Origin of the sequence: Candidatus Methylomirabilis limnetica, from assembly GCF_003044035.1 — a bacterium.
GTDB classification, from domain to species: domain Bacteria; phylum Methylomirabilota; class Methylomirabilia; order Methylomirabilales; family Methylomirabilaceae; genus Methylomirabilis; species Methylomirabilis limnetica.
On record NZ_NVQC01000020.1, the window covers coordinates 71,221 to 95,618 of the forward strand.

Consider the following 24,398-nt stretch of genomic DNA (forward strand, 5'->3'; position numbering starts at 1 on the left):
CCCTGCGTTTAATGCCGGAAGTGTCGAATGCCGGTGAAGACCATCGCGATGTTGGCCGCATCCGCCGCTTGGATCACCTCGGCATCACGGATCGAGCCGCCTGGCTGGATGATCGCGGTTACCCCCGCCTCAGCCGCAGTATCAACCCCATCTCGAAACGGAAAGAACGCATCTGACGCCAGGACCGTTCCACGTGTGGGGGAGATGGCTTTCATCACCGCCAGTCGGCAGGCATCGACCCGGCTCATCTGTCCGGCGCCTATCCCTACCGTGGCACAGTCGTTTGTCATGACGATCGCGTTTGACTTTACGTGTTTCGCCACCCTCCAGGCAAACCGAAGCGCTCGCATTTCGGCATCAGTAGGCTCGCGGCGGGTCATCACACGGAGGGTGTTGGGGTTCAGATCGACCTGGTCCCGTTCCTGTACCAACATCCCGCCAACGATCGGCCGCAGCTCTCGGGCCGCTCGATCAGGGGGTATCGTTCCTGGCCAAGGCTCGATCAGTAAGAGCCGAAGGGCCTTCTTCTCTTTAAGGATGGCGAGCGCCGCCTCATGGTATCCCGGCGCAACAATCGCCTCCACAAAGGTGGCAGCGATCTCGCGCGCGGTCTCGGCATCCACCTGGCGGTTAAGCCCAAGAACCCCGCCGTAGGCCGAGATCGGATCTGCGGACAGGGCACGCTGATACGCCTCACTCAGCCTGGAACCGATACCGACGCCACAGGGATTTGTATGTTTCACGACGACAACGGCAGGTTCATCGAATTCTTTAGACAAGGCAAAGGCTGCGTCAAGGTCCAGGAGGTTGTTGAACGAGAGTTCCTTCCCCTGAAGCTGCTGTGCCCCCGCCACAGAAGGTTCACTTGCGAGTGCGTCGCAATACAGGGCAGCCTGCTGGTGCGGGTTTTCGCCGTAACGGAGTTGCTTCACCTTGACCAGGCGAAGATCGAGGAGATTGGGGAGCACAGGTTCATCTGCCTCACCGCATTGCCGCTCCAGATACGCGGCAATCAGCGCGTCATAACGAGCGACGTGCGCGAAGGCCTTTGTCGCTAAATGCAGCCGACAGGCCCGCGATAGGCAGCCCTGCGCTTGCTGCAGTTCTGTGCTAACCGTAGTGTAATCGGCCGGATCAACGACGATCGCAACGTCCTCGAAATTCTTTGCAGCAGCCCGGATGAGGCTTGGTCCGCCGATATCGATCTGCTCGATGGCCTCCTCCAGCGTAACGCCGCTCTTGGAGACAGTGGCCTCGAAGGGGTACAGGTTGATGACTACGAGGTCGATGGGGAGGAGACCGAGCTCGCGCAGTTGCCGCTGGTGCTCGGGGTCGTCTCGCTTCGCCAGGATACCGGCATGAATCCTCGGGTGGAGCGTTTTGACTCGCCCGTCCAGCATTTCAGGGAAGCCTGTGATGTCGGCCACATCGACCACCGGAATGTTGGCTTCCCGCAGGGCGCGAGCCGTTCCGCCGGTAGAGATGATCTCGATGGACAGACTCTGTAGAGCCGACGCCAGTTCAATCAGCCCAGCCTTATCGGATACACTGATCAGGGCCCGTCGAACGTGTACCGATCCCTTTTCGCTCGCAAGCCCGGTTGACATCATCACGGGTTCATCGCTCCCCATGCCCGCTTGTCGTGCGCCTGAGAGGTCTTGGTCCCATGACAGAGCACCCGACGACCTCTAATCTCCAACCGCCCTTCGGCGAAGAGTTGGATCGCTTGCGGATAGATCTGGTGTTCATGCGCGAGGATCCGGGCCGAGAGGGCCTCTTCGGTGTCATCGTCCAGCACATGGACGACGGCCTGAATGATGATGGGACCGGTATCGACCCCCTCATCCACGAAGTGGACGGTGCATCCGGAGACCTTCGCGCCACACCGAAGCGCCTGGCGCTGGGCGTGCAGCCCAGGGAAGGCAGGGAGAAGCGCAGGATGAATATTCATGATCCTGTTCCGATACTCCCGGATGAAATGAGGGCTCAGCAGGCGCATGAATCCGGCTAGACAAACCAGCTCCACCTCGTGCCTACGCAGCAGGTCGATCGCCGCCGCATCGAACTCTTCACTCGTGCGGTGCAGAGATGGGTCGAGGAAGACGGCTTCGATTCCATGTTGGCGACCTCGTTCGAGGGCGTAGGCCTCTGCCACGTCGCTGATGACAAGGGCGATAACCGCATCGACCTGACCGCCCTCACAGGCATCGATGATCGCTTGTAGGTTACTGCCTCGACCGGATGCCAGTACGCCAAGTCTGAGCCGTCCCTGCATGCCCTCTCGACCCCTCATTCACCCAGCATTCTTCCCGCATATCCTGCCCTGCTGCGTCAGGACTCCGGTTGTCGGTGTGCGTGACTCAGCTTTCACGGGGCAGTGCTATCTTGGAAGGGTGCATTCGCGGGCTCTGCACACGTTACGAAGGCACGTCATGGCAACGCCAGACCTACCGACACATAGAGCTCGACAAACCGAAGTGAGGGTAGCAGAGGGAGAATAATTGGGCAAGAGAATTATAGCGACGTAAGGCGACGAATCACAAGTGAGTGGCTGTCTAATTATCCTGTCTAAATCCGATGTTACAAAAAATTCTTGACATGATTCTTCGCTGAAGCTATAACTATCAAGTAACTCAATCGACTTACTAGGTATTTACTAGGTGATTAGAAATGAAGGTGTCCGCGAAGGGCGACTACGCTACACGAGCCATGCAAGATCTGGCTCTCCATTATGAGAAAGGGCCGATTCAGATAGAGGATATCGCCCGACGACAACACCTGCCGGCCCGTTACCTGGAACAGATCCTGTTAAGCCTCAAGCGAGCCGGCTTTCTCGAAAGCAAGCGGGGAGTCAGCGGGGGCTACTACCTGGCAAAGCACCCCAGAGAGATTACGGTCGGAGCCATCATCAGGACCATGGAGGGCCCGATCATCCCTATCTTCTGTGTTGGGAGTGGGCCGCGAGAGATCTGCATTGAGGAGCCTCGCTGCGGCCTCCGGGATCTCTGGGCTGACGTGCGCGATGCCGTGGTGAAGATTGTGGACCACACCACGCTTGAAGACCTCAGCCGACAGATCCGTACGAGACAGGAGCGAGAGGGAGTAAGCTACCAGATCTAACCCGTCTGGGCTGCCTGGAGGTTGAATAAGTAGATGCCACGGTTGGCTCGAAATGTCCTGGAGTTGATAGGCGACACCCCGCTGGTCCAGTTACAGCGAATACCGCGCCCTGGATCGGCCCGAATTCTTGGAAAGCTGGAGTCGCTCAATCCGGGCGGAAGCGTGAAGGACCGAATCGCCTTGGCCATGATCGAGGCGGCCGAGCGGAGCGGGAGGCTGAAGCCGGGTGACACGATTGTCGAGCCGACCTCCGGCAATACCGGGATCGGACTTGCGATGGTGGCGGCGGTCAAGGGGTACCGCCTGATCCTGACGATGCCGGAGGATATGAGTACGGAGCGGCGGAGGTTAGTCGGTCGGTACGGGGCCGAGGTGATACTCACCCCTGCCATCGAGGGAATGAGCGGCGCAGTCTATGCGGCAGAAACTCTCGTGGCGCAAAATCCTGGTTACTTCATGCCGCAACAGTTTGTGAATCCGGCCAACCCGGAGGCTCACCGCCTTACCACCGCGCAAGAAATTCTCAAGGCAACGGACGGGCAAATTGACGCTTTCGTGGCAGGCGTCGGGACTGGCGGGACGATTACCGGGGTGGGTGAGGTGCTGAAAAGGGAAGTCCCTGGCGTTCAGGTGGTCGCGGTGGAACCGGCCAGATCCCCCGTGTTACAGGGAGGCAGGGCTAGGCCGCATGGCATCCAGGGAATTGGCGCGAGCTTTGTCCCCGGCGTGCTGAACATGGAGGTAATTGATGAGATTATCGCCGTTGAGGACGAGGATGCCTATCGAATGGCCTCTCGCCTGGCCAGAGAGGAAGGCCTCCTGGTAGGGATCTCGGCCGGGGCCAATGTCTTTGCATCGATAGTGGTCGCCGAACGGCTGCAAGCTGGGAAGGTTGTGGTGACGATCCTACCCGACACAGGAGAGCGGTACCTGTCGGTCTCATTCTGATCAATAAGGGAGCGAACGCATGGATGGCTATCGTGGTGAGAATACCTCTCAGGGGATGACATCACCGGAAGGTGACCGTAGTGTGGCGATCCGTGTCTGCATCCCGACCCCGTATCGAAGACTGACGCAGAATCAGCCCGTCGTCGAGGGGCATGGGGACAATCTGGTAGAGCTTCTAGAGGATCTGGAGAGGCGTTTTCCAGGTATTCGCGAACATGTCTTCGATGGAGTTGGAGAGGTCCACCGTCATGTCAATGTCTATGTCAATAACGTGGCTGTGGAGGAGCTTGGAGGGAGGCGGACCGCGCTTAAGAACGGGGACGAGGTGATCTTGATCCCGGCTATGGCTGGGGGGAGCGCTCCGTTCAGTGAAGAGCAGATTCGTCGCTACAGTCGCCACATCATCCTCCCTGAGGTAGGCGGTAAAGGGCAGCGCAAGCTTCTGAACAGCTCGGCCCTGCTCGTCGGGGCGGGTGGTCTGGGTTCCCCTGCGGCTCTCTACCTGGCCGCTGCCGGCGTCGGTCGCCTCGGCATCATCGACGCCGACATTGTGGACCTGAGTAACCTGCAACGCCAGATCCTCCACCACGTGGATGATGTGGGACGACCAAAGGTTGTCTCTGCGGTCGAGTCGATTGCTCAGATCAATCCGGACGTAAAGGTAGAGCCGTTTCAAACGATCATCTCCTCGGCGAACGCGAAAGAGGTCATCAGTCAGTATGACCTGGTGGTGAATGGTTGCGACAATTTTCCGACCCGATACCTGGTCAACGACGCCTGTGTACTGCTGAAGAAACCACTCGTAGATGGGAGTATCTTCAAGTTCGAAGGCCAGGTGACGGTCTTCGCTCCAGGGCAGGGCTGCTATCGCTGTCTCTACCCTGCACCGCCGCCACCAGGGCTGGTCCCAAGTTGCCAGGAGGCCGGCGTACTGGGTGTACTCTGCGGTATTATTGGGAGTCTCCAGGCGATCGAGGCGATTAAGTTGCTGATCGGGATCGGCGATTCTCTGGCCGGGAGGCTTCTTTTCTTCGATTCGCTGGGGATGGAGTTTCGGCAGGTCAAGGTGCGACGCGATCTGAACTGTCCGGTCTGTGGTGATCATCCCACCATTACCGATCTGATCGATTACTACGAGTTTTGTGGAGTTCCCGGCGGTGGTCACTGAGACCGCGAACGGCGCAGCCATGATCCGAATGATGGGCCTGGGTCTCGTTGTCGGGGCAGCCTTCGGGTACGCCCTGCAGCGTGGGCGCTTTTGCATGAACTCTACGTTCCGCGATATCCTGCTGGCGCGGGATCTCACCCTGCTACGGGCCTACATCCTGGCTCTTTTGATTCAGATGGTCGGGGTCAGGGCGATGGCGACGTTGGGTCTGTTCGGGCTGGGCGTCACACCATTTTTTTGGGTAGCGACGTTGTGCGGCGGGTTCGTGTTCGGTATCGGAATGGCCTTTTCCGGTGGGTGAGGGAGCGGCAGTACTTACCGGTCCGGTGAGGGGATGGTGGGTTCGATTATTGCGCTGCTCGGTTTTGTATTTGGGATCACGATGACCAATGACGGCGTTTTAGAGCCGGTGCAAGTCGTCTTGCGGAGCTCCGTGGTTGAGATCGATGGGCAGCCCGCAACGCTGGATCGCCTCTTGGGCGTGAATCCATGGATACTGGTAGTAACCTTCGTCATAGTTGGCGGTTGGTGGCTTCTGAAAAGCCCGGCCGGCGGCTACCAGAGAGGGTGGAGTTGGACAAGGAGCGGCATCACCATCGGTCTGATAGCCACGGCTGCCTGGCCGATCTCAGCCCTGACCGGAAGGGAGTACGGTCTTTCGATCACCGAGCCGATCCGAACGATCTCGGGGTTCCTGTTCACCGGTGAGACCTCCCTGCTCACCTGGGGGAGTTTCATGTGGGTGGGGCTCATTGCGGGCGCATACGTGGCGGCGAGGTCACATGGAGAGTTTGCCTGGCGCGCCCCTGGCGCTCAGCGTCTTCTCCAGGCTCTCGGGGGTGGTCTGCTGATGGGCGTGGGGGCCGGCATTGCGGGTGGATGCAACATCGGTCATGGGCTGACTGGAGTTCCACTCTTTGGACTGAGCAGTGTGACGGCGACACTCGGTATTATCCTGGGAGTATGGGTCGGAGTCTATCTGTTGTTTGGTAGCATTGCGTTTGAGCGTGGGCCGCGAAACGCCCAGCGGGCGTAGAGTCTTCCGAACGTGGTGGCGATCGTAAAATCATGGGGGCAGCGATGACGAAGTACTCCCTTGATGTGACTGGAGAGATTTGTCCGTATCCTTTGATGTTGACCAAACAGAAAATGGGGAAACTTACAGCCGGTGATCAACTAGTGGTAATTGTCGATTACGCGAAATCGGTAGAAGATATCCCCAGATGGGCGAAGGAGGAAGGTTATGCGGTCCTCGCCATTTCGGAAGTTGGTAGAACTCAATGGGAAATCGTCCTGGAAAAAGTCTCACCTGCATTATTGGAGGAGGGGAAATGAGTGGGGCGCCTGAGCAGATAGCCGAGTCCCTTGATCTGAAGGGGGAGGTATGCCCCTACACGTTTGTGAAGACCAAATTGGCGCTGGAAGAGCTACAAAGCGGTCAGGCGCTGATAATCATAGTGGATAACCCTAGTTCTGCTGAGAACGTTCCCAGGAGTTTACGCAGTGAAGGGCATATAGTTGCGGATGCGACGAAGTTGAATGACACTGACTGGGCGATCACGGTAATAAAGGCCTGACCCGTAAGGTGAAGGTGGGCCGGGGACGAGAAGGCCGACAAAGAGGACATGGATGAAAAAAGTCGATATTCTTGATGCGATCGGGCACACGCCGCTGATCGAACTGTCGCGGATGAGTCCCAAGAAAGAGGTTCGGATCTTCGCCAAGCTGGAGGGAGTGAACCCGACCGGCAGCTTGAAGGATCGAATAGCGAAGTACATGATCGAGCAGGCCGAGCGGAGCGGCGAACTGACGAAGGGCCAAACGATTCTGGAGCCAACGAGCGGCAACACCGGTATCGCCTTGGCCATGATCGGGCGGAGGAAGGGGTACAAGGTCAAGGCGGTGATCCCGGAAAACGCTACCCCGGAGAGACGTCAACTCCTTGAGATCTTCGGCGCCGAGTTGATCTATTCTGATGGGACCAAAGGGAGTAATGGGGCTATTGAGTTGGCTCAAGAGCTTGTGGCGCAGGATCCAACCCTCTACATGCCCTTTCAGTACGGTAATCCGGCCAACCCTCTGGCCCACTACGAAACGACCGGGGTGGAGATCCTGAACGACCTCCCGGAGGTTGATGTCTTTGTGGCCGGCCTTGGGACCGGCGGAACCCTGATGGGCGTGGGGAGACGGCTGAAGGAGCGTAACCCCAAGACCAAGGTCATTGCCGTGGAGCCGAATCCGGGCGATCTGGTCCAGGGGCTTCGCAGTCTTGATGAGGGTTTCATTCCACCGATCCTTGACACCAGCCTCTTGGACGGCAAAATAATGGTCGATTCTCGCTGTGCCTTTGCCGCTACCAAAGATCTGACCAACAAGGAAGGGATCTTTGCCGGCGTGTCCTCTGGGGCTGTCGTTCATGTGGCGATCCGGACGGCGCATCGAATGGAGAAGGGCAACATCGTGGTAATCCTCTGCGATGGCGGGTGGAAGTATGTGAGCCTGGGTGTCTGGCATAAGGAGTTTCCCGCGCTGGGCGAGAACATGTACAGTCACCTCTGGTGGTAGGCCTGTGGTGAGCCCTGTCGAACCGATGATCCATACGCAACCGGGGCTGAACGAAATCTTCGCTCACGCCGAGGAGGCATATCCTGAAGAGGCCTGCGGGGTCGTCATAGGGAAGCCAGGCGATCCGAGTACGAATATTATCCGCAGATGCGCGAATCTGGCGAACCAGTATCAGCAGGACGATCCAATTCGTTATCCGAGAGATGCAAGGACCGCCTATATCATGGACCCAAAGGACCTTCTACGGATTCAGAGCGAAGCTGATGCCAAAGGTCTTGAGTTTGTCGTTATCTACCATTCACACCCAGATCATGAAGCCTACTTCTCTGAGACCGATCGAGACTTGGCGTTGTTCGACGGTGAACCGTTGTGGCCGCAGATGCACTATCTTGTCGTGTCAGTGAAAAATGGGAAAGTGTTGTACTTCAAAGCATTCAGGTGGGACGCGATCAAAAAAGAGTTTGCAGAAGAACCATCTGCTGTCTTTTAGCTCAACGACTAGCTTCTCTTTCAGGGTTGCGTGGAGTAGTGAGAAGTGATGTGCAAAGCCTCCGAGGCCGAGATGGATGACCGTGCGATGAATGGAAGTAATGGGCATGATGGACCTTGATACCGGGCAAATCACGCTCATAGCTATCACGCTCTTTGCGGCCGCCGTCAATGGGGCGCTAGGGTATGGGTTTTCATCGCTGACCGTCCCGGTTGCCCTCATCTTCTATTCTAACAGGATCCTGAATCCCGCCTTGGTATTGGTGGAGGTGGCCCTTAATAGCTACGTGCTGCTCGTCAATCGCAGTAGCATCCGGAAGATCTGGAAGAGGGTGCTACCGATCGTATTTGGCCTTATTCCTGGTGTCATCGCGGGGAGTTATTTCCTCTCGATGGCGAACCCGGGATGGCTTAAGCTGATCACGTATCTCATCGTGCTGCCGTTGATCCTGCTGCAGGCGGCAGGGGTCAGGCGGCCGATTCGGTCCGAACATCTCATTGGTGTCCCGTTCGGCGCCGGAGTTGGCGTTCTCTATTCAACAACCACCATCTCTGGTCCTCCTTTGGCGCTCCTGTTTAACAACCAGGGCTTTGTCAAAGGCGAGTTTAGAGCCGCCCTTGGTCTGATCAGAATGGTCGAATCAACCGTGACAGCGACCGCGTATTACTTTCTAGGAGTGTATACTGCAGAGAGTACGGGGCTCCTGTCGTCGATCGTTCCGAGCGTCGCGATCGGGATTCCGATAGGGGCCTACATCATCAGACGCATGAATGCTGAAACGTTCAGAAGAATCTGTATGAGCTTCGATGCCTGGGTGGTGGGCTTTGGATTATCGAAGGTATTTATCGAGCTGGGATTGATCGCAAGCCCGCGTGCCTACGGTGTCTGGCTGGCTGTTATCATGATCGATCTCTTTTTACTCTACGGCTTCTTTACGAGGGGGCCGGAGATCTCGGCGGCCGCCTTGGCTGTCGATGCCCCTGATGGGGGTTCCAGGCTCATGCATCAAAAAACGCCGACCATAACCCAGGACGATCTGCCTGCATGAGTGTATCGCCCGGTAGCGAGCGAGCGGTGAATGATGGGGAGGGCAATAATGAATGATGCGGGCGAAAACAGGCCGTCCTGGGCTAGTGAGGAGGAGATCGATACCTTCGATCAGTTCGTCCAAAGGTTCTGGAATGGGGAGATCTCACCAGACGAGTTCAAGCGGTTCCGCCTGCAGAACGGGGTCTACGGACAGCGGCAGGAAGGGGAACAGATGCTCCGGATCAAGATCCCGTGGGGCGGTCTCAGCTCGGATCAACTGGAGCTGCTCGCCGAGCTGGCGGCGAAGGCTCCGAAGGGGGTAGGTCACGTGACTACCCGCCAGAACATCCAGTTCCACTTCATCAAACTCGACCAGGTGACAGGACTGACGAGGAGCCTGGCCTCAATCGGGCTGACGACCAGAGAGGCCTGCGGAAACACCGTTCGCACCGTTACGGTCGGGCACTGCGCCGGGGTCTGCCCTCAAGAAGTGTTCGACGTTACCCCGTATGCCGCTACGATTACGCGATTTCTCCTGCGCAATCCGATGAATCAGAACCTGCCCAGGAAGTTTAAAATCGCGTTCTCCGGCTGTCCCGACGACCTTGGTCTCACCCCTATCCAGGACATCGGTGCCCGTGCTGCGCTCCGATTGACAGCAGGAAAGGAGGAGCGGGGCTTTCAGCTTTATGTCGGGGGCGGCCTAGGCCCCACGCCACACCTCGCGGAGTTGCTCGAGGAGTTTACGCCGGCGAATCGGCTCCTGCCGACAGTGGCCGCTATTGTGCGCGTATTCGACCGCCTCGGTAATCGTGACGATCGACACAAGGCCAGAATGAAGTTCCTGTTGAACAAGCTGGGGATCGAGCAGTTTCGATTACTGGTGTTCCAGGAGCGGACCGGACTCGAATCAACAATGGCCGGACAGTTTCCCCCTCTTGTCAGTTGGGAGGAGATCCCGCCTCATCGTGCATCACCTGTTTCGGCGGGTCCCATCAAAGAGTCGGACGATCCTGCCTACCGGGGGTGGCGGACCACCAATGTGCTGAAGCAGAAGCAGGCCGGATACCTGATGGTTCATGTTCGCCTCGAACTCGGAGACGTCACCTCAGTACAGCTTAGAAGCCTTGCCTTCGCGGCGCGTGAGTTCGGCGATGGCACAGTCCGCAGCACGAACCAGCAGAACTTCGCCCTCAGGTGGATTCCCTCTGAGCGCCTCCCTGCGCTCTATCGGTTGCTCCACGCTGTCGGCTTGGCTGCCCCGTCGGCTGAACGGTTGGCAGATATTACCGCTTGTCCAGGCGCTGATACCTGCCAGCTCGGAATCACCTCCTCTCGCGGCTTGGCGGCTGCCCTGGGAGCCCTCTTCGATGATGAACTGAGGGATCTGGCGGATGAGGCGGGGATTCGGATGAAGATTTCTGCCTGCCCAAACTCTTGTGGCCAGCACCACCTTGCGAATATCGGGTTTTATGGCGGCGCCAAAAAGTTCAACGGCCGGCAGGTGCCGACCTACGAGATGTTGCTGGGTGCGAGTTTGGCGCCGGGCCAGGCGCAATATGGCAAGCCGGTGGCACGGATCCCGGCAAAGAATATCCCGGGTGCGGTGGAGGCGGTCCTCCGTCTGTATCAGAAAGAGCGACAGGATGGCGAATCGTTCAACGGCTTTCTGGATCGCTATGGGTTGGAGACCGTGAAGATAGTCCTGGCGCCCTTTACAGACCTGCTGCCGGTCTCTGAGGCGCCGGATCACTATCTTGACTATAACGCTGAAGAGGCGTTTTCCGTCCAGACCGGGCCTGGCGAGTGCGCTGCGTAATCATCGGATCAAGAGAGTGCCGTAGTCGGCTGGGAAGGTCGGTATGAACAACAATGAGAGGAGAGGGAATGGGGAGACGGGTCGTTAAGCTGGCGCCATGGATAACCGGGCTAGCCTTGGTAGTAGGAGTCACGTGGATCGGCCAGGCCCACGCATACGAAGCATGGGTGACGAATCAGGAAGACCATACCGTCACCGTGATCGATACCGAGACTAATACGGTCCTCGACACGATCACGCCGGGCGGCAAGAAGCCCCATAACGTCGCCTTTTCACCGGACGGCGCCCATGCCTTTGTCGCGAATGTGGCGTCCAACGACGTGAACATGATCGAGACAAAAACGAGAAAGGTGATCGCGACATTTCCCGCCGGGATCAGGGCGCATGGCCTTGCCGTTGCCCCCGATGGTAAGCAGCTCTGGGTGGCGAACCCGGGATCAAACGATGTGACAGTCATTGATCTTCAACTCCGGCAAACGATCGACACGATCCCAGTCGGGAAAGCCCCCGCGCTCGTAGTCTTTGATCCGAAAGGCGCGAGAGCCTTTGTCAGCAACGGGGGATCCGGGGACCTTTCTGTGATCGATGCGAAGAGCCGGAAGATCATTACCACCATCGAGGCAGGCAAGGGCGCCATGGGGACAGATATCACATGGGACGGAAAGCTTCTGCTGGTTACAGCGGGGGATGTCGATCGAATCGACGTGATCGATGCGATTAGTCACCAGGTCAAGGCGAGGATCCCGCGAGAGGGCGAACCGCATGGCCTTGTGCTGTCGCCTGACGGGAAGCGAGCATACGTTGGGAGCCGCAAGGCGAATGTGGTGTCGATTGTCGATTGCAAGCAGTTGAAGATTATAAAAGATATTCCAGCAGGCAAGCGGATCGACATCATCACGATTACGCCGGATGGCCGTCGCCTCTACGTGACCAGCCGTGACACCAATACCGTGATCGCCATCGATACGCTAACAGAGAAGGTTGTCGCTGAGATTCCGGTAGGAAAAGACCCTCACGGGATCGCTGTACTTCCTGCGAGCCATCACTAAGATTACTAAGATACAGATAACCCCCCCCAACCCCCCCTTTGTAAGGGGGGGGAGAGAGAAGGGGGGGTAAGAGGGGAACTGGGGACTTTCGAAGTAATGGCATGGTCGCAGCCTCGCGTGTAGCTGCGCGAATTATTTCACGTGCGTTGACATATTCCAATAAGGAGGAATGATGGAAAGACAATCGGGAATTCAGAGCGCAGAGAGCATTATTGAACTGAACGAGCGGTTCCGGGGGGCCGGGCCGGAGGTGGTGCTTCGGTGGGCGATCGACACCTTCGCTCCCAAGCTGGCGCTCGCCAGCAGTTTTGGGGCTGAAGATATGGTTTTAATCGATATGCTGTCGAAGCTCGAGCCGGCGACCACGATTTTCACCCTGGACACAGGTCGGTTGCATGAGGAGACGTACGACATAATGGAGCGGACCCGAGAACGGTACAAGGTTGCGATTGAGAGCTACTTCCCGGGGCGAGACGCCGTAGAGGCGCTAGAGCGCGAGCGCGGGTTTTATTCCTTCCGGCAGAGTATCGAGGAACGGAAGTTCTGCTGTCGCGTCCGAAAGGTGGAGCCGCTCGGTCGAGCGCTGCTAAACGTTGATGCGTGGATCACCGGGCTCCGGCGGGAGCAGGCAGCGACCCGCACCGGCATCGACGCTGTTGAGATTGATGCGAGCCATGGCTCAATCGTTAAGATCAATCCGCTCGTCGATTGGACCGAGTCGCAGGTCTGGGCGTATATCCGCGAGCACGATGTGCCCAGCAACGCTCTTCATGACCAGGGCTTTCCCAGCATCGGCTGCGCGCCATGCACGAGGGCTATCAAGCCGGGCGAGGATGTACGAGCTGGACGATGGTGGTGGGAAAACCCGGAGACCAAGGAGTGCGGGCTGCATCTGGAGAGCGGACACGGCGATCATGGCGCACGCGGCTAAGGCGAGGGGTACGATGTCGACAGGAGAGCACACGATGCAGAAATCGATTGAATCGCCGGAGACAGAGGCGCCGACACAGATCCTCCCTCACGGTGGGCGGCTCGTCTCTCGGATACTTACAGGAGAGGCCAGGGCCGACGCGATAGGTAGGGCGCAGGATCTCCCCGCGATTTCCTTGAACGCGAGGGCCGTGTCCGACGTGGAATGCCTGGCCACTGGCGTCTTTAGCCCGCTCGAAGGGTTTATGGATCGGGGTGACTACGAGGGGGTGGTCAATGAGATGCGCATGAAGAACGGCATACTGTGGACGCTTCCGATCACCCTGGCCGCGCCCAAAGAGGAAGCGGCCGGGCTACGGGAGGGGGGAGAGGCGGCCTTGCTGGACTCGGACGGTGAGCTGCTTGGCCTCCTCTCAGTGCAGGAGATCTTCCCCTACGACAAGCGCGCGGAGGCGTGCCTGGTATACGCTACAGAAGAGACGCGCCACCCTGGCGTGCAGTACCTGTACCAGCGGGGAGAGCTCTTGGTGGGCGGGTCGATCAGCATGGTTCGCCCCCCGTCGTTACCGGGATTCGAAGACTATTACTGCGTGCCGGCTGAGACGCGGCGACGGTTCAAGGAGCGTGGATGGCAGACCGTAGTCGGGTTTCAGACCCGCAACCCGATTCATCGGTCGCACGAGTACATCCAGAAATGCGCGTTAGAGTTGATGGACGGCCTGCTGATCCACCCGCTGGTCGGTCGGACAAAGCTCGACGATGTCCCATCAGAAATCCGTCTTCGATGCTATCGCGCGCTTGAGGAGTGCTACTTCCCGAAGGAGCGCGTCATGCTGAGCGTCTTCCCTGGCGCTATGCGATATGCGGGGCCGCGCGAGGCGGTCTTCCATGCCCTCGTGCGCAAGAACTATGGATGTACCCACTTCATCGTTGGGCGGGACCCCGCAGGGGTAGGCGGCTTCTATCATCCATACGCCGCCCGTGACCTCTTCCTGCGGCTGTCACGCGACGAATTGGACATCACCCCGCTCTTCTTCGATGAGGCCTTCTTCTGCCGTCGCTGCGATGGGATGGCCTCGTCCAAGACCTGCCCACATGAGGCGTCCGAGCGGGTGACGCTGAGTGGCACGCGCGTTCGTGAACTCCTTCGGAGCGGTGAGGCGCTACCAGAAGAATTTACGCGGCCGGAGGTCTCCGAGATCCTGGCGGAATGGATGCAGGGTGAATAATCAGTTCTTTGGCGGCTTCGGTAGGCGGATGGTGGGGTAGTTGGCTGTCAACCAGTGGCCAATTCCCCCCGGGACATTGCCGGCCCTTGGGAAGCCGTGGTGAAGCAGGATGCTGGCCGCCGTGCTGCTGCGCACACCTTCTTCGCAGATCAGGACGATGTGTCGACGGCGATCGAGTCCGTAAGTCTGCTGCCAGATTTCTGCAAGCGAGATGAGCAGCGAGCCTTTGATATAGCCCAGCTCCCACTCGAACGGCTCCCGCACGTCGATCAGTATCAGTTCATCGTCCGGAGCGTTCAGGCGTTGCCAGAGATCCGAGACAGACACTTGTGACAGTTGGACCAGCGGCAATCCTGCGTGGTCCCACGCCTCGGCGCCTCCAGTGACGATTCCCTGGAGAGGATTTCGATCCACCCACTGGAGCGCATCAGCCGCGGCCTCAGCAACACCCTCCTCGCCGGAGAGGAGTATGATCGGGGGACCGGGTGGGATCGCGGTCGCGACGCGCTCAGAGAGGCTTTTACGACTGAAGACGATGTTGATACTGCCCGGAATATGGCGTGACGCGAACTCCTTGTGCGGGCGCAGATCGATCAGCAGCACGCCTTCGTCTAATGCGCTCTTTGCCTGATGTGGCGTCAACGTCGGTATCTCGCTTGGCATCGCGCTCACGCTGGTTGAGGGAAGATTACTTTGCACATTGTGCCTTACCTCCGTGTGGAGCTTCTCCTGTGTGGAGTATACCCTGACTACGCTTGTCAATGCTATTAGGGCACACCGGCTGTTTCGTGACCGAGTAGAGGGATCCCTCTGAGGGGTGTCTTGGAGCTTTACAGTCCGGTTGAAACCCTTTATACTTCACTGCGTACGAAGGGTTCAAGCGGAATGTGGTCGAATATGTATTCACATGGAATCTAAGATCGCTCTTCGAAAGACGCAATGGCGAAAAAACGCATACACTTAACGTTTACCGGTAAGCTGGCCGAGGAGCCGATCCTGTGGCAGCTTAGTCAGACCTTCAACGTGGTCTTCAATATTCGCCAGGCCGACTTTACCGAGGGAATCGGGTGGATCATGGCGGAGCTTGAGGGAGACCCTCAGCCGCTTGAGAATGGGATTACGTGGCTGGAGGATCATGGTGTCCATGTGGCGCCCATCGAGCAGGACGTCGTCTCTTAAGGAGATCGAGTCCTTGATTGTTGCTTGATAGGTAGCTGCTCAGGTGTTTAGGCTGAAGGCTGTAGGCTGTTAGCCGTTGCGCATGGACCAAATCAAGGCGCCTAGAACCTTTTCGGTCTCCATCATTTTCGCGTCGCATTCGGAAAACGCCTGGCTCATCGGTGCGCGTTCCTACAGTCTAAAAGATTACAGTCTATCTACCTAAGTAGTTACCGGTGAAGGGACCATGTGATGCCAAAACGGATGATCACACTCATCTACCCACAGGCACTGATCAAAGAGCCGGTGATCTATCGTCTTGCGCGTGAATTTAAGCTCATTCCTAATATTCGCCGGGCGCGAGTGACGGAGCAGGCAGGCGAGGTCATGCTGGAGTTGGACGGCGAGGAGGAAGCGTTGAATAAGGGGATTGCCTACCTGGCCGGTTTAGGGATCAGGGTGGAGCCGACTCCGGAGAAGGGACGCTGAGATGGCGCAGGTGAAAGGATTGAAGTGCAGGGAGTGCGGCAGACCATATCCCGCTGAGCCTCTGCATGTCTGTGAGTTCTGTTTCGGGCCTCTTGAGGTCGATTACGATTACGACGCACTCCGCGGTACGCTGACCAGAAAAGCGATCGAGGCTGGACCGCCCAGCATCTGGCGATACAAGGCGCTGCTGCCGATCGAGGGAGAGCCCGTGGTCGGGAAACATTGCGGGATGACGCCCCTCGTGAGGGCCAAGAACCTGGCGCGCGCGTTAGGCATGCGGGAGGTCTATGTCAAAAACGATACCGTGAGCCATCCCACCTTTTCATTTAAGGATCGGGTGGTGGCGGTAGCGGTGACTAAGGCCGTGGAGTTTGGCTTCAAGGTGGTGGCCTGTGCCTCTACCGGCAACCTGGCAAACTCGGTGGCGGCCCACGCCGCCGAAGGGGGGCTTCGAAGCTTCGTCTTTGTGCCGTCCGACCTGGAGCAGGGCAAGGTGCTGGGCACCCTGATCTACAACCCAAAGCTGGTGGCCGTGGACGGCAACTACGATGAGGTCAACCGTCTGTGCAGCGAGATTGCCGATAAATATGGATGGGCCTTTGTGAACATTAATATCCGGCCTTACTACGCTGAGGGCTCCAAAACCTTTGGGTACGAGATCGCAGAGCAACTTGGCTGGCGTGCGCCCCAGCACATCGTTGTGCCGGCCGCGGGGGGTTCGCTGGTCACGAAGATCTTGAAGGGGCTTAAGGAGTTCGATCGACTCGGCCTCCTGAATGGCGGCTGCGCTACGCGGATGCACGTGGCCCAGGCGGAAGGGTGTGGCCCCATTGTGACCGCTATCAAGGCGAACAGCGAGATCATTAAACCGGTCAAGCCAAAGACAATCGCCAAGTCGCTCGCCATCGGGAACCCGGCGGACGGCTACTACGCCTACAAGGTCGTCAAGGAGAGTGGTGGCCACGGGGAACATGCCACAGATGAGGAGATTGTGGAGGGTATGAAGCTGTTGGCCAGCACTGAAGGGATCTTTTCCGAGACCGCCGGCGGGGTGACGATAGCGGCGGCCAAACGGCTGATCGAGCAGGGGCGAATCCCCAGGGACGAAAGCCTGGTCCTCTGTATCACCGGCAACGGGCTGAAGACCCAGGAGGCAGTCGCCTCATCACTGAAGGTTCGGCTGCACATCAAACCGACCCTTCGAGCGTTTGATGAAGCGATGGTCTCTCATGGAATCGACGTCACGTCGAGAACAATGGACTAAAGCACGAAAACACGAGAGCGTATACGGCGAGCTATTATCGAAAGGAGCAGATTGATGGGTGTGAAAGTGCGCATCCCGACCCCTTTACGTGGTCTGACCAGCGGTCAAGGGGAGGTTGAGGGGCAAGGGGACTCTATTAATGAGCTGATCGAGAATCTGGAGCAGTCGTACGCTGGCCTGAGGGAGCGGATCTACGATGACTCCGGCAGCGTCCGCCGCTTCATCAATATCTATGTGAATGAGGAAGACATCCGATTTCTGCAGGGGGTCTCGACGCAGCTCAAGCCAGGCGATCTTGTATCAATCGTTCCGGCCATCGCTGGTGGTTGCTGAGAGGAGCTCTTACTTCGAGGTCAGATTAAACCGTTTGATAATCTCAGCGCTGAGGTCGAGGTTCTTGTCAAAGTACAAGACACCAGGGCGCCGCGCCTCCAGGATGACGGAAAACCCTTTTTCGGTGGCGTAGGCTTTCAGGATGAGATCGATCTGGCTGGCGAGTTTCTGGATGCTCTCTGTCTCGGCATTTTTCAGTTCCTCCGTCTTATCTTCTAGTAGGCGTTGAAAGTTTGCTTCGTCGCGCTCCAGCGTTGCGGCACGGTGCTGCCGCTCCGCGGGGGTGAGTCGGGACGTTGCCGCCTCAAGATCCTTCCGACGCGCGAGTAGCTTTGCCTCCTCGGCCTTCATCTCTTTCGTCAGCTTCTCGGCAAGTTTCTCCAGCCGCGCCTTGGTGGCTTTACCGGCTTTGGACCCAATGGCTACCTCTCGGAAGTCCAGTATGCCAATCTTTAGAGGTTCTCGGCCGGATGCTGCCAATGGAACGGTAAGGATGAGTCCGGTGCTCAGACAGACGACGGAGCACCGGGCAAAGAAATCCGTAATACCTGACCTTCTTGTCATTGTTTCCTCTCGTGGCGAAGTTCTTCCAGCCGTCGCTTCATACTGTCCACCGCCTGCTTCGTCTTAGCCTGTAAGGCAGGAGATCCCTCCTGAGCGATAGACGCCGTTAACTCTTCCAAGTGGGAGGCGTAGAGGTGTGAAATATCGGTCAGTCGCCTCACCAATCCCTCGCCAATAGGGTCGGGATTGCCGCGCTCATGGTAAGTGACGCCTGCTGAGTCGAGTTGGAAGTGCTCCACCCAGTGAAGTGCTCCCTTATACCAATGCAATCGAAGGAGTTGGGCCTGGCACCGCCGGTTTACCGGCTCTAGCCGCAAAAGATCAGTGGCCTCGAGATCTGCCGGTTCCCGTTGTAACTCCGGGGCTCTGGTGATCTCATACGCATGGCGCCAACTCATGCCGACCGTAAGCAGATCGTACATCGTGCCATAGAGGAGCGGTGCTTTGTAATCAGCAGCCCGGCTGACTGCCGGGTAGGTGAACAATAGACACGCGCAGATGGCAAAAGGTGCAAGCAGCCGCTTCATTCCCATGAGCTAAGTTACTGTCCTTATCCGGCATCTGCCGGCTGGAACGCGAGGCCAGGAACCTGGTTCAGTCAGAGGGCCAAGCGGCCAGGCAGAGGCGTTGGTGGCATTGGGGCTGACTGCGACCGGGGGGTGGCCCGAAGCCGGCGGTCGGTCTGCTCAAAGATGAGAGGTGGCCACCAGGTTGACCAGGTCAAGACGCCCGACAAATCGCCTTGGGTCAGGACTTCCACCTGCGATTGTTCGGCCCCCATGTCCCGAACAGCGACGTGAACGATCTCCCCCATGCTCTGTTCCCGGTACGCGGTGGAGAAGTACATGAGACGCGGATTTGAATGACTCGGCACCAGGTCGGTCGGAAAGAAGTTGAGGTCTCGAAGCGCCTGGTTCACGACTACGAGAATTTCCATGGCAGGGCGCGGGTAGGATTTGACCTCTCGGCTCGCGCCGGGAAAGCCTGCGCAGCCCGCCATCGCCAGGAAGAGCAACAACATCAGATATTGTCGGTAGTTTCGGTAGCTCATAGCGTATCCTTATGGCCCGCTCAGGTCGAGCGCTTGAGAACCACGGCAATCTCGCCCTGGATCCGTTCGGAGGCGGGGCGATCACCGAAGGTCCCGACACGAACCCGAACCGAGGTCACATCTCTAGTGACCGGTAAAACGGTGACCGTGACGGACGTACCGTCTAATTTCACTCCAACTGCCTTGGCGCTGATCTGGTCTTTCTGCGTTTCTGAGACGGCGACATGCATCGTCCTTAATGCGTGGAGTGTTGCGTCCCATACCGTGTTGTAAGGAGCGGCGTGGACCTGCTCCATCTCACCCCTGGCATAGTTGGTCCCGGCTACGCCACCGGTCGCACCCACACCCATGAGGACCATGGGGCACCCTTGCAGGGCCCCAGCCAGTACCAGGAGGAGCATCAGTGCGATCCATTGAGACGCAACAGCCTGGCTCATTACCCTTCTCCTCATACGTCTCTGTCTGCACCGTCTTGCTTAGCCAGCCACCAGGCCAGCAGGATCGTCAGTGCCATTAACACTGGTGTGATGCCATATGCGAGGGCAATGATTACGATCTGTCGCATACCTGTCTTCCCACCAAGGGTGATCTGCAGACTATGCGGCGCTTGCCACAGGGCTTGTATGCGAGGATAGTCCGTTCTCCATGCTGGCGCGTTCTCTAATGAGCTCCTGAGGCAGGCCGAAATTCACCTCCTCCCTGATCGATTCGATCTCCTCGATATCGGTCACGCCCAACTTCCTGAAATAGCTGACGACTCCCTGGACCAAATGCTCGGGGGCTGAGGCGCCCGCTGTGACCCCAATGACCCGCGTGTCCTCAAGCCACGCAGGATTGATCTCGCTGACATCATCGATCAGGTAGGCCCGAACCCCTACCCCTTTGGCGACCTCGATCAATCGCTTGGAGTTAGAGCTGTTCTGTGAGCCGAGGGCCAGAATGAGGTCAACACGTGAGGCCAGTTCTTTCAGTGCGGTCTGCCGGTTCTGAGTCGCATAGCAGATATCTTCCTTAGATGGAAAGGCCAGATCCGGAAACTTCCGTCTGAGGGCCTCGATGATCCCAGTAGTGTCATCCAGGCTGAGCGTGGTTTGCGTGATGACCGCCACTTTGGTGGGATCGGGAACGTTTAGCTCCTCCAACTGCTCCGCTGACCCAATCACGGTGATGGCGTCCGGTGCTTCTCCCGTCGTTCCGATCACCTCATCGTGTCCTTTATGGCCGACCAGGATGATAGAGTGGCCTTCCTTGGCGAACTTAATCGCCTCGTTGTGGACCTTGGTGACCAAGGGACAGGTGGCATCGACGACCTTTAACTGTTTGGCAGCGGCCTGGGTACGCACCTCCGGTGAGACCCCGTGGGCGCTATAAATAACGAGCGCACCATCGGGAACCTCATCGAGTTCATCGACGAAGATTGCCCCCTTTTGCCGGAGTTCATCCACCACGTGCCGGTTATGAACGATCTCCTTCCGGACATACACCGGCTCGTCATACAAATCGAGAGCGATCTTGACCACATCGATAGCGCGGTCTACTCCGGCGCAGAACCCTCTCGGCGCGGCGAGAATCAGCTTTTCAACGGCCACCAGAATACCTCGCGACTCATATAGCTTCCTTTACCCTTAATTGATGTGGAGTACGGACATGGCAGACATCATAGCAGGGGAGAGCCACGCTGTCAAAACGTCGCCTTCTCCCAAGAATAGATTGACGCGCAACCCGTTCATCGGCATGTCATTCCAAATGTAGGGGCGGGGTTAATCCCCGCCCGTTGATCGGGAGGGCGTAAGGTCCTCCCCTCCATCTCCTGGTACATGCTCTCCGCCATAATCGCGATCCTCTTGCCTTTGAGCCCCATCGAATTCTCCTGAAGTAGCGCGCCGACGCGTCAGGTGACCTTCGCAACGCCATCACCATCGCCCGCTTTCGCTCTGCCAGTCAGGGGAGAGTCGCGCGCTGGGGTGTGGCTGTGGGAATGAGCCTTGACAGCGGTATGATCGAACGATATAAGGGCATGGGTAATGTGATCTCCATCCAAGGGGGGGAACGATGGCGCTAAAGGCCGTCTTGTTCGATGCCGGCAACACCGTGATGCTCATCAACTACGGCGTAGTGGTCGAGGCTTTGGCGGCCGAGGGGTTAGATGTCGAGGAATCGGCAGTGCGGGAGGCGGAGTATCGCGCCCGAGTGCGTCTCGATTCGATCCTGGCCCAGCGCAACTCCACCGAAGCGCCGCAGATCTTCCAGACGTATATGCGCTTTGTCTGTGAGGGCTTGGGTGTGCCCTGGGGGGCAGCCGCCGAGTCGGCCCTTTGTCGGATCTCCGAGTACCACCGGGAGTATAACCTCTGGAACCAACCCAATCCTCAAGCCCATGCTGTCCTTCAGGCGCTGCAAGGCCACGGGCTTACGCTTGGCATGGTCTCGAATTCGAACGGTTGGGTCGAGCGGCTTGTGATGGAGAGCGGGCTGCGTTCGTATTTTCATTTCGTGATTGACTCGCGGCTGGTTGGGGTGGAAAAGCCTGATCCCAGGATCTTTCAAATCGCGCTGGACCAAGTCGGGATCAGTCCCGCCGAGGCCCTCTACATCGGCGACCTCTACTCCATCGATGTCGTGGGGTCGAGAGCGGCAGGCATGCGCGCGATACTGCTCGATCCTGCCGGCCTGTGGGACCATGTGGACTGCCCCAAGGCACGCGACCTGTCAGAAGCCGCCGACCTGGTCCTGATGCAGCTTTTGTAAACTACAGCCTCGTCAAGAGCCCACCGCCAATCTCAGTCTTCCTGCTCACTGAATAAAAATCGCCGCGTATGGGGAGCCACGGAGGTCTCGGTGGTTGCCAGATCGTGCTGAAGCCTGGTCAGGTCCTCTGGTGTATCCACGTCGAACCAGGGCGGGAGGGTTGCAACCTGTAAGCGTTGCGCCGCAGCGCGGCGGAGTGTCTCGTCGAGGACTTTGGGGCCACTCCACGGTATGTCATCGAAGAGCGCTCGGCAGGGGCGCTTGAGCCCGATAAGGTAATAGCCTCCGTCCTCTGCGGGACCGAGCACAAGGTCTGTGGTCCCACTCTGAAGTCGCGTGACCGCATCCAGCAGGTAGGGCGTGGGCAGGGTCGGGCTGTCGCTGTCGATAAGGATGGCCGCCGGGTGGCCTCGTTCCAGGAGGATCGCAGAGAGCCTGTGAAGCCGGTCTCCAAGGCTTGAACCGGCTTGCGGAATCAGCGTAAAGGCCTCCGGCAAAAGCTCTAACATCGATTGCCTTGCCTTAATAGGTGTGTAGGCCAGGTACGGGTCAATTTCATGGAGCCTGGCCACCTGCAGCAGCTTATCCAGCAGGAAGCACCGGTACAGTTCGGCCGCGCTCTCATAGCTTAATGGCGGTACGAGGCGCGTCTTGACCTGGCCTGGTTCTGGTGCCCTGGCCATCACCGCGAGAGCATATTGTCGCATAGGACTAGCAGTCATAATAAAGTTCCGTGAATCGCGTGATACCCCGAAGCGCTGTCAGGCACAGGACGTTAGCGACTTGAGCTGTTTGGATGCTGCGCCCTCCCATGAGCTCACAGAGTACCCAGGCGTAGGGGCCAAGAGCCGGCAACGCCGCCGACGGCTCCCGCCATCACTCATTGCCGTCTCGAAACCCGCTGCTGCGCCTACATTCCGTGTCACCTCACGGCGCGGAGCGTTGCATCGCATCGACCGATTACTTATCGGTAGGAGTAGGCACCTTCGTTACAACAAGAGTAGCGGACCCTCTCTCGCTTGTCAATTAGACCTGCCTGTCGGCAGACAGGCGTCGCCAGCGATTCGAAGGCGTACGATGACAGAGCGGCCGCTGCAAGGAGACGGGTTCATCTGGGAGGTGCGCAGGAAACTGGACGAGTCATAATCGCCATCCCCCGCTTTTCGATGTCAAGCATCCCTTGACAAGCAAAAACAGCCCTCCTACACTTTCGACCACCGAAAGTAATGCCGTATCAAACAAAGCGGCAAGCGAACGAGACTGTGGAGGAAAATATGCCTGCCATCCCGGAACGACAAGCCCTGCGCCAGGTTATCGTCGACAGCCTCTGCTTGCGCGATAACCCCCTCGGCGATCCGCATGTACGCCGCTTTCCGGTGTACGTGCCGCCGCAGTACGACACAGAACACGAGCGGCGCTTTCCGGTCGTCTGGCTGCTGGCGGGCTACGGCGGCTGGGGCGAACAGAAGGCCACGGCGGTGCGCGCCTGGGAGGAACCGCTGCCCGATCAGCTCGATCGACTCATGCGCGCGGGCGACTTGGAACCGGCGTTGGTCGCGTTTCCCGATTGTTTCACCCGCTTTGGCGGCTCGCAGTACCGCAACTCATTGGGGACGGGGCGCTATGGCGATTACCTCGCCGACGAATTGGTCAGCGCTGTCGACGCGCGCTTTCGTACCCAGGCCGACCGCGATCGTCGAGCGGTGATGGGCAAGAGTTCCGGAGGGTACGGCGCGCTCATGATGGCGATGCTGCGCCCGGACGTCTTCGGTCTGTGTTGCGCGACGGCCGCGGACAGCTACTTTCCGCTCTCATGCGTGCAAGATTTCGGTAAGGCGCTGCAGGTCTACCACCGCCACGGCGGGCCGGAAGGGTTCGTCGCCGCGTTTGCCCACAAGCGGACCCGCACGCCCGCGGAGTTGAGCGCCATGATGGTGCTGGCCTACGCGCAGTGCTACTCGCCGAACGCGCAAGTGCCTGTCTACGGTGCCGATCTGCCCTTCGATCTCGACACCGGCGAGATGATCACGGCGACGTGGCGACGTTGGCTAGCCTGCGATCCGGTGTCGATGGTCGAGGGCCATGTTGAGGCGTTGCGCGGCATGCGCCTGCTCTTCCTGGACGCCGGCACCAGCGACGAGTGGTTCCTCAACTTTGGCCATCGGGTCCTGGCGAGCCGCCTGAGGCACCACAATATTCCGTTCGAGTTCGAGGAGTTCGATGGCGGCCACATGGGCGTCGGTTATCGCGTCATCGACTCGTTGCGCCACATCACTGCCGCGCTGCGCCGGTAGCGATTGGGCGGCGGCAGAGGCCTAGGCGTTTTAAGTTGGATATTCCGTGAATCGCCTATTAGTCATTGCTGTTTGTAATGAAATCTTATAGTTTACGGTAAGTTATTGTTTCGTCTTGACCGTGTAGAAGAATTTGTGCTGTACTTATCC

Annotated in this window: 27 protein-coding genes and 1 pseudogene; 19 read left to right on the forward strand and 9 right to left on the reverse strand. The window is 58.3% G+C overall.

Going from position 1 to position 24,398, the window contains the following annotated elements:
* Positions 1-8: 8 nt before the first annotated feature.
* Positions 9-1,610: a bifunctional phosphoribosylaminoimidazolecarboxamide formyltransferase/IMP cyclohydrolase gene (gene purH, locus CLG94_RS06890; RefSeq protein ID WP_239993155.1), complete on the reverse strand. Its 1,602-nt coding sequence runs from the start codon at positions 1,608-1,610 to the stop codon at positions 9-11.
* The gene (gene purN, locus CLG94_RS06895; RefSeq protein WP_239993156.1) at positions 1,610-2,293 is read right to left on the reverse strand and encodes a phosphoribosylglycinamide formyltransferase; all 684 of its coding nucleotides are present in this window, start codon (positions 2,291-2,293) and stop codon (positions 1,610-1,612) included. Before purN ends, purH begins: the two co-directional genes overlap by 1 nt.
* Positions 2,294-2,670: 377 nt before the next feature.
* Between purN and CLG94_RS06900 the strand changes: the two genes are divergently transcribed.
* The 13 genes and pseudogenes from CLG94_RS06900 (at position 2,671) to sat (ending at position 14,347) form a co-directional block, all read left to right on the forward strand.
* The gene (locus tag CLG94_RS06900; protein WP_107562133.1) at positions 2,671-3,120 is read left to right on the forward strand and encodes an RrF2 family transcriptional regulator; all 450 of its coding nucleotides are present in this window, start codon (positions 2,671-2,673) and stop codon (positions 3,118-3,120) included.
* 33 nt (positions 3,121-3,153) lie between these two features.
* Positions 3,154-4,068, forward strand: coding sequence for a cysteine synthase A (gene cysK / locus CLG94_RS06905; RefSeq protein ID WP_107562134.1), 915 nt, complete (start codon positions 3,154-3,156; stop codon positions 4,066-4,068).
* A 19-nt stretch (positions 4,069-4,087) separates the two neighbouring features.
* Complete coding sequence (moeB, locus tag CLG94_RS06910; RefSeq protein ID WP_107562135.1) at positions 4,088-5,236, forward strand: molybdopterin-synthase adenylyltransferase MoeB; 1,149 nt, start codon at positions 4,088-4,090, stop codon at positions 5,234-5,236.
* A gap of 31 nt (positions 5,237-5,267) precedes the next feature.
* Positions 5,268-6,272: pseudogene (locus tag CLG94_RS06920) on the forward strand (YeeE/YedE family protein).
* 44 nt (positions 6,273-6,316) lie between these two features.
* Positions 6,317-6,571, forward strand: a complete 255-nt coding sequence (locus CLG94_RS06925; protein ID WP_161954071.1) for a sulfurtransferase TusA family protein — start codon at positions 6,317-6,319, stop codon at positions 6,569-6,571.
* Positions 6,568-6,813, forward strand: coding sequence for a sulfurtransferase TusA family protein (locus CLG94_RS06930; RefSeq protein WP_107562139.1), 246 nt, complete (start codon positions 6,568-6,570; stop codon positions 6,811-6,813). Before CLG94_RS06925 ends, CLG94_RS06930 begins: the two co-directional genes overlap by 4 nt.
* A gap of 52 nt (positions 6,814-6,865) precedes the next feature.
* Entirely contained in the window at positions 6,866-7,801 is a 936-nt protein-coding gene (locus CLG94_RS06935) for a PLP-dependent cysteine synthase family protein (RefSeq protein WP_107562140.1), read from the forward strand.
* Positions 7,802-7,808: 7 nt separating this feature from the next.
* Positions 7,809-8,291: a M67 family metallopeptidase gene (locus CLG94_RS06940; RefSeq protein ID WP_133174658.1), complete on the forward strand. Its 483-nt coding sequence runs from the start codon at positions 7,809-7,811 to the stop codon at positions 8,289-8,291.
* A gap of 106 nt (positions 8,292-8,397) precedes the next feature.
* Positions 8,398-9,339: a sulfite exporter TauE/SafE family protein gene (locus tag CLG94_RS06945; RefSeq protein ID WP_107562164.1), complete on the forward strand. Its 942-nt coding sequence runs from the start codon at positions 8,398-8,400 to the stop codon at positions 9,337-9,339.
* A 48-nt stretch (positions 9,340-9,387) separates the two neighbouring features.
* Positions 9,388-11,139 (forward strand): nitrite/sulfite reductase, encoded by a 1,752-nt coding sequence (locus CLG94_RS06950; protein WP_161954072.1) that lies wholly within the window; start codon positions 9,388-9,390, stop codon positions 11,137-11,139.
* A 68-nt stretch (positions 11,140-11,207) separates the two neighbouring features.
* Positions 11,208-12,188: a YVTN family beta-propeller repeat protein gene (locus tag CLG94_RS06955; protein WP_161954073.1), complete on the forward strand. Its 981-nt coding sequence runs from the start codon at positions 11,208-11,210 to the stop codon at positions 12,186-12,188.
* A 172-nt stretch (positions 12,189-12,360) separates the two neighbouring features.
* Entirely contained in the window at positions 12,361-13,119 is a 759-nt protein-coding gene (locus CLG94_RS06960) for a phosphoadenylyl-sulfate reductase (RefSeq protein ID WP_107562144.1), read from the forward strand.
* A gap of 34 nt (positions 13,120-13,153) precedes the next feature.
* The gene (gene sat / locus CLG94_RS06965) at positions 13,154-14,347 is read left to right on the forward strand and encodes a sulfate adenylyltransferase (protein WP_107562165.1); all 1,194 of its coding nucleotides are present in this window, start codon (positions 13,154-13,156) and stop codon (positions 14,345-14,347) included.
* On the opposite strand, the gene CLG94_RS06970 is transcribed toward sat, so the two are convergent.
* A complete protein-coding gene (locus CLG94_RS06970) occupies positions 14,348-15,010 on the reverse strand; it encodes a rhodanese-like domain-containing protein (protein WP_107562145.1) in 663 nt (220 codons plus the stop codon). It lies immediately after the preceding gene.
* Between the two features lie 276 nt (positions 15,011-15,286).
* On the opposite strand from CLG94_RS06970, the gene CLG94_RS06975 reads away from it, so the two are divergent.
* From CLG94_RS06975 to CLG94_RS06990, 4 genes are all read left to right on the forward strand, one after another.
* Complete coding sequence (locus CLG94_RS06975) at positions 15,287-15,526, forward strand: NIL domain-containing protein (protein WP_107562146.1); 240 nt, start codon at positions 15,287-15,289, stop codon at positions 15,524-15,526.
* A gap of 231 nt (positions 15,527-15,757) precedes the next feature.
* Positions 15,758-15,994, forward strand: coding sequence for an NIL domain-containing protein (locus CLG94_RS06980; protein WP_107562147.1), 237 nt, complete (start codon positions 15,758-15,760; stop codon positions 15,992-15,994).
* 1 nt (position 15,995) lies between these two features.
* Positions 15,996-17,258, forward strand: coding sequence for a threonine synthase (gene thrC, locus CLG94_RS06985; protein WP_107562148.1), 1,263 nt, complete (start codon positions 15,996-15,998; stop codon positions 17,256-17,258).
* A 54-nt stretch (positions 17,259-17,312) separates the two neighbouring features.
* Complete coding sequence (locus CLG94_RS06990; protein WP_107562149.1) at positions 17,313-17,591, forward strand: MoaD/ThiS family protein; 279 nt, start codon at positions 17,313-17,315, stop codon at positions 17,589-17,591.
* Positions 17,592-17,600: 9 nt separating this feature from the next.
* On the opposite strand, the gene CLG94_RS06995 is transcribed toward CLG94_RS06990, so the two are convergent.
* The 5 genes from CLG94_RS06995 to CLG94_RS07015 all read right to left on the reverse strand — a co-directional run bounded on the left by CLG94_RS06995 (position 17,601) and on the right by CLG94_RS07015 (position 20,795).
* Entirely contained in the window at positions 17,601-18,155 is a 555-nt protein-coding gene (locus tag CLG94_RS06995; protein WP_107562150.1) for an OmpH/Skp family outer membrane protein, read from the reverse strand.
* On the reverse strand, positions 18,152-18,688 hold the full coding sequence (locus CLG94_RS07000) for a hypothetical protein (RefSeq protein ID WP_107562151.1): 537 nt from the start codon (positions 18,686-18,688) through the stop codon (positions 18,152-18,154). The genes CLG94_RS06995 and CLG94_RS07000 overlap by 4 nt, the downstream gene beginning before the upstream one ends.
* Positions 18,689-18,753: 65 nt before the next feature.
* Positions 18,754-19,206 carry a hypothetical protein gene (locus CLG94_RS07005; protein WP_107562152.1) on the reverse strand — a complete coding sequence of 151 codons (453 nt, stop codon included), beginning with the start codon at positions 19,204-19,206 and terminating at the stop codon, positions 18,754-18,756.
* Positions 19,207-19,226: 20 nt separating this feature from the next.
* Entirely contained in the window at positions 19,227-19,643 is a 417-nt protein-coding gene (locus CLG94_RS07010; RefSeq protein ID WP_161954074.1) for a DUF3568 family protein, read from the reverse strand.
* Between the two features lie 159 nt (positions 19,644-19,802).
* On the reverse strand, positions 19,803-20,795 hold the full coding sequence (locus CLG94_RS07015) for a 4-hydroxy-3-methylbut-2-enyl diphosphate reductase (protein WP_107562154.1): 993 nt from the start codon (positions 20,793-20,795) through the stop codon (positions 19,803-19,805).
* A gap of 463 nt (positions 20,796-21,258) precedes the next feature.
* On the opposite strand from CLG94_RS07015, the gene CLG94_RS07020 reads away from it, so the two are divergent.
* A complete protein-coding gene (locus tag CLG94_RS07020) occupies positions 21,259-21,954 on the forward strand; it encodes an HAD family hydrolase (RefSeq protein WP_107562155.1) in 696 nt (231 codons plus the stop codon).
* Between the two features lie 32 nt (positions 21,955-21,986).
* On the opposite strand, the gene CLG94_RS07025 is transcribed toward CLG94_RS07020, so the two are convergent.
* Entirely contained in the window at positions 21,987-22,661 is a 675-nt protein-coding gene (locus CLG94_RS07025; RefSeq protein WP_161954075.1) for a TIGR04282 family arsenosugar biosynthesis glycosyltransferase, read from the reverse strand.
* A 567-nt stretch (positions 22,662-23,228) separates the two neighbouring features.
* Between CLG94_RS07025 and CLG94_RS07030 the strand changes: the two genes are divergently transcribed.
* Positions 23,229-24,248, forward strand: coding sequence for an alpha/beta hydrolase (locus CLG94_RS07030; RefSeq protein ID WP_161954076.1), 1,020 nt, complete (start codon positions 23,229-23,231; stop codon positions 24,246-24,248).
* Positions 24,249-24,398 lie beyond the last annotated feature (150 nt).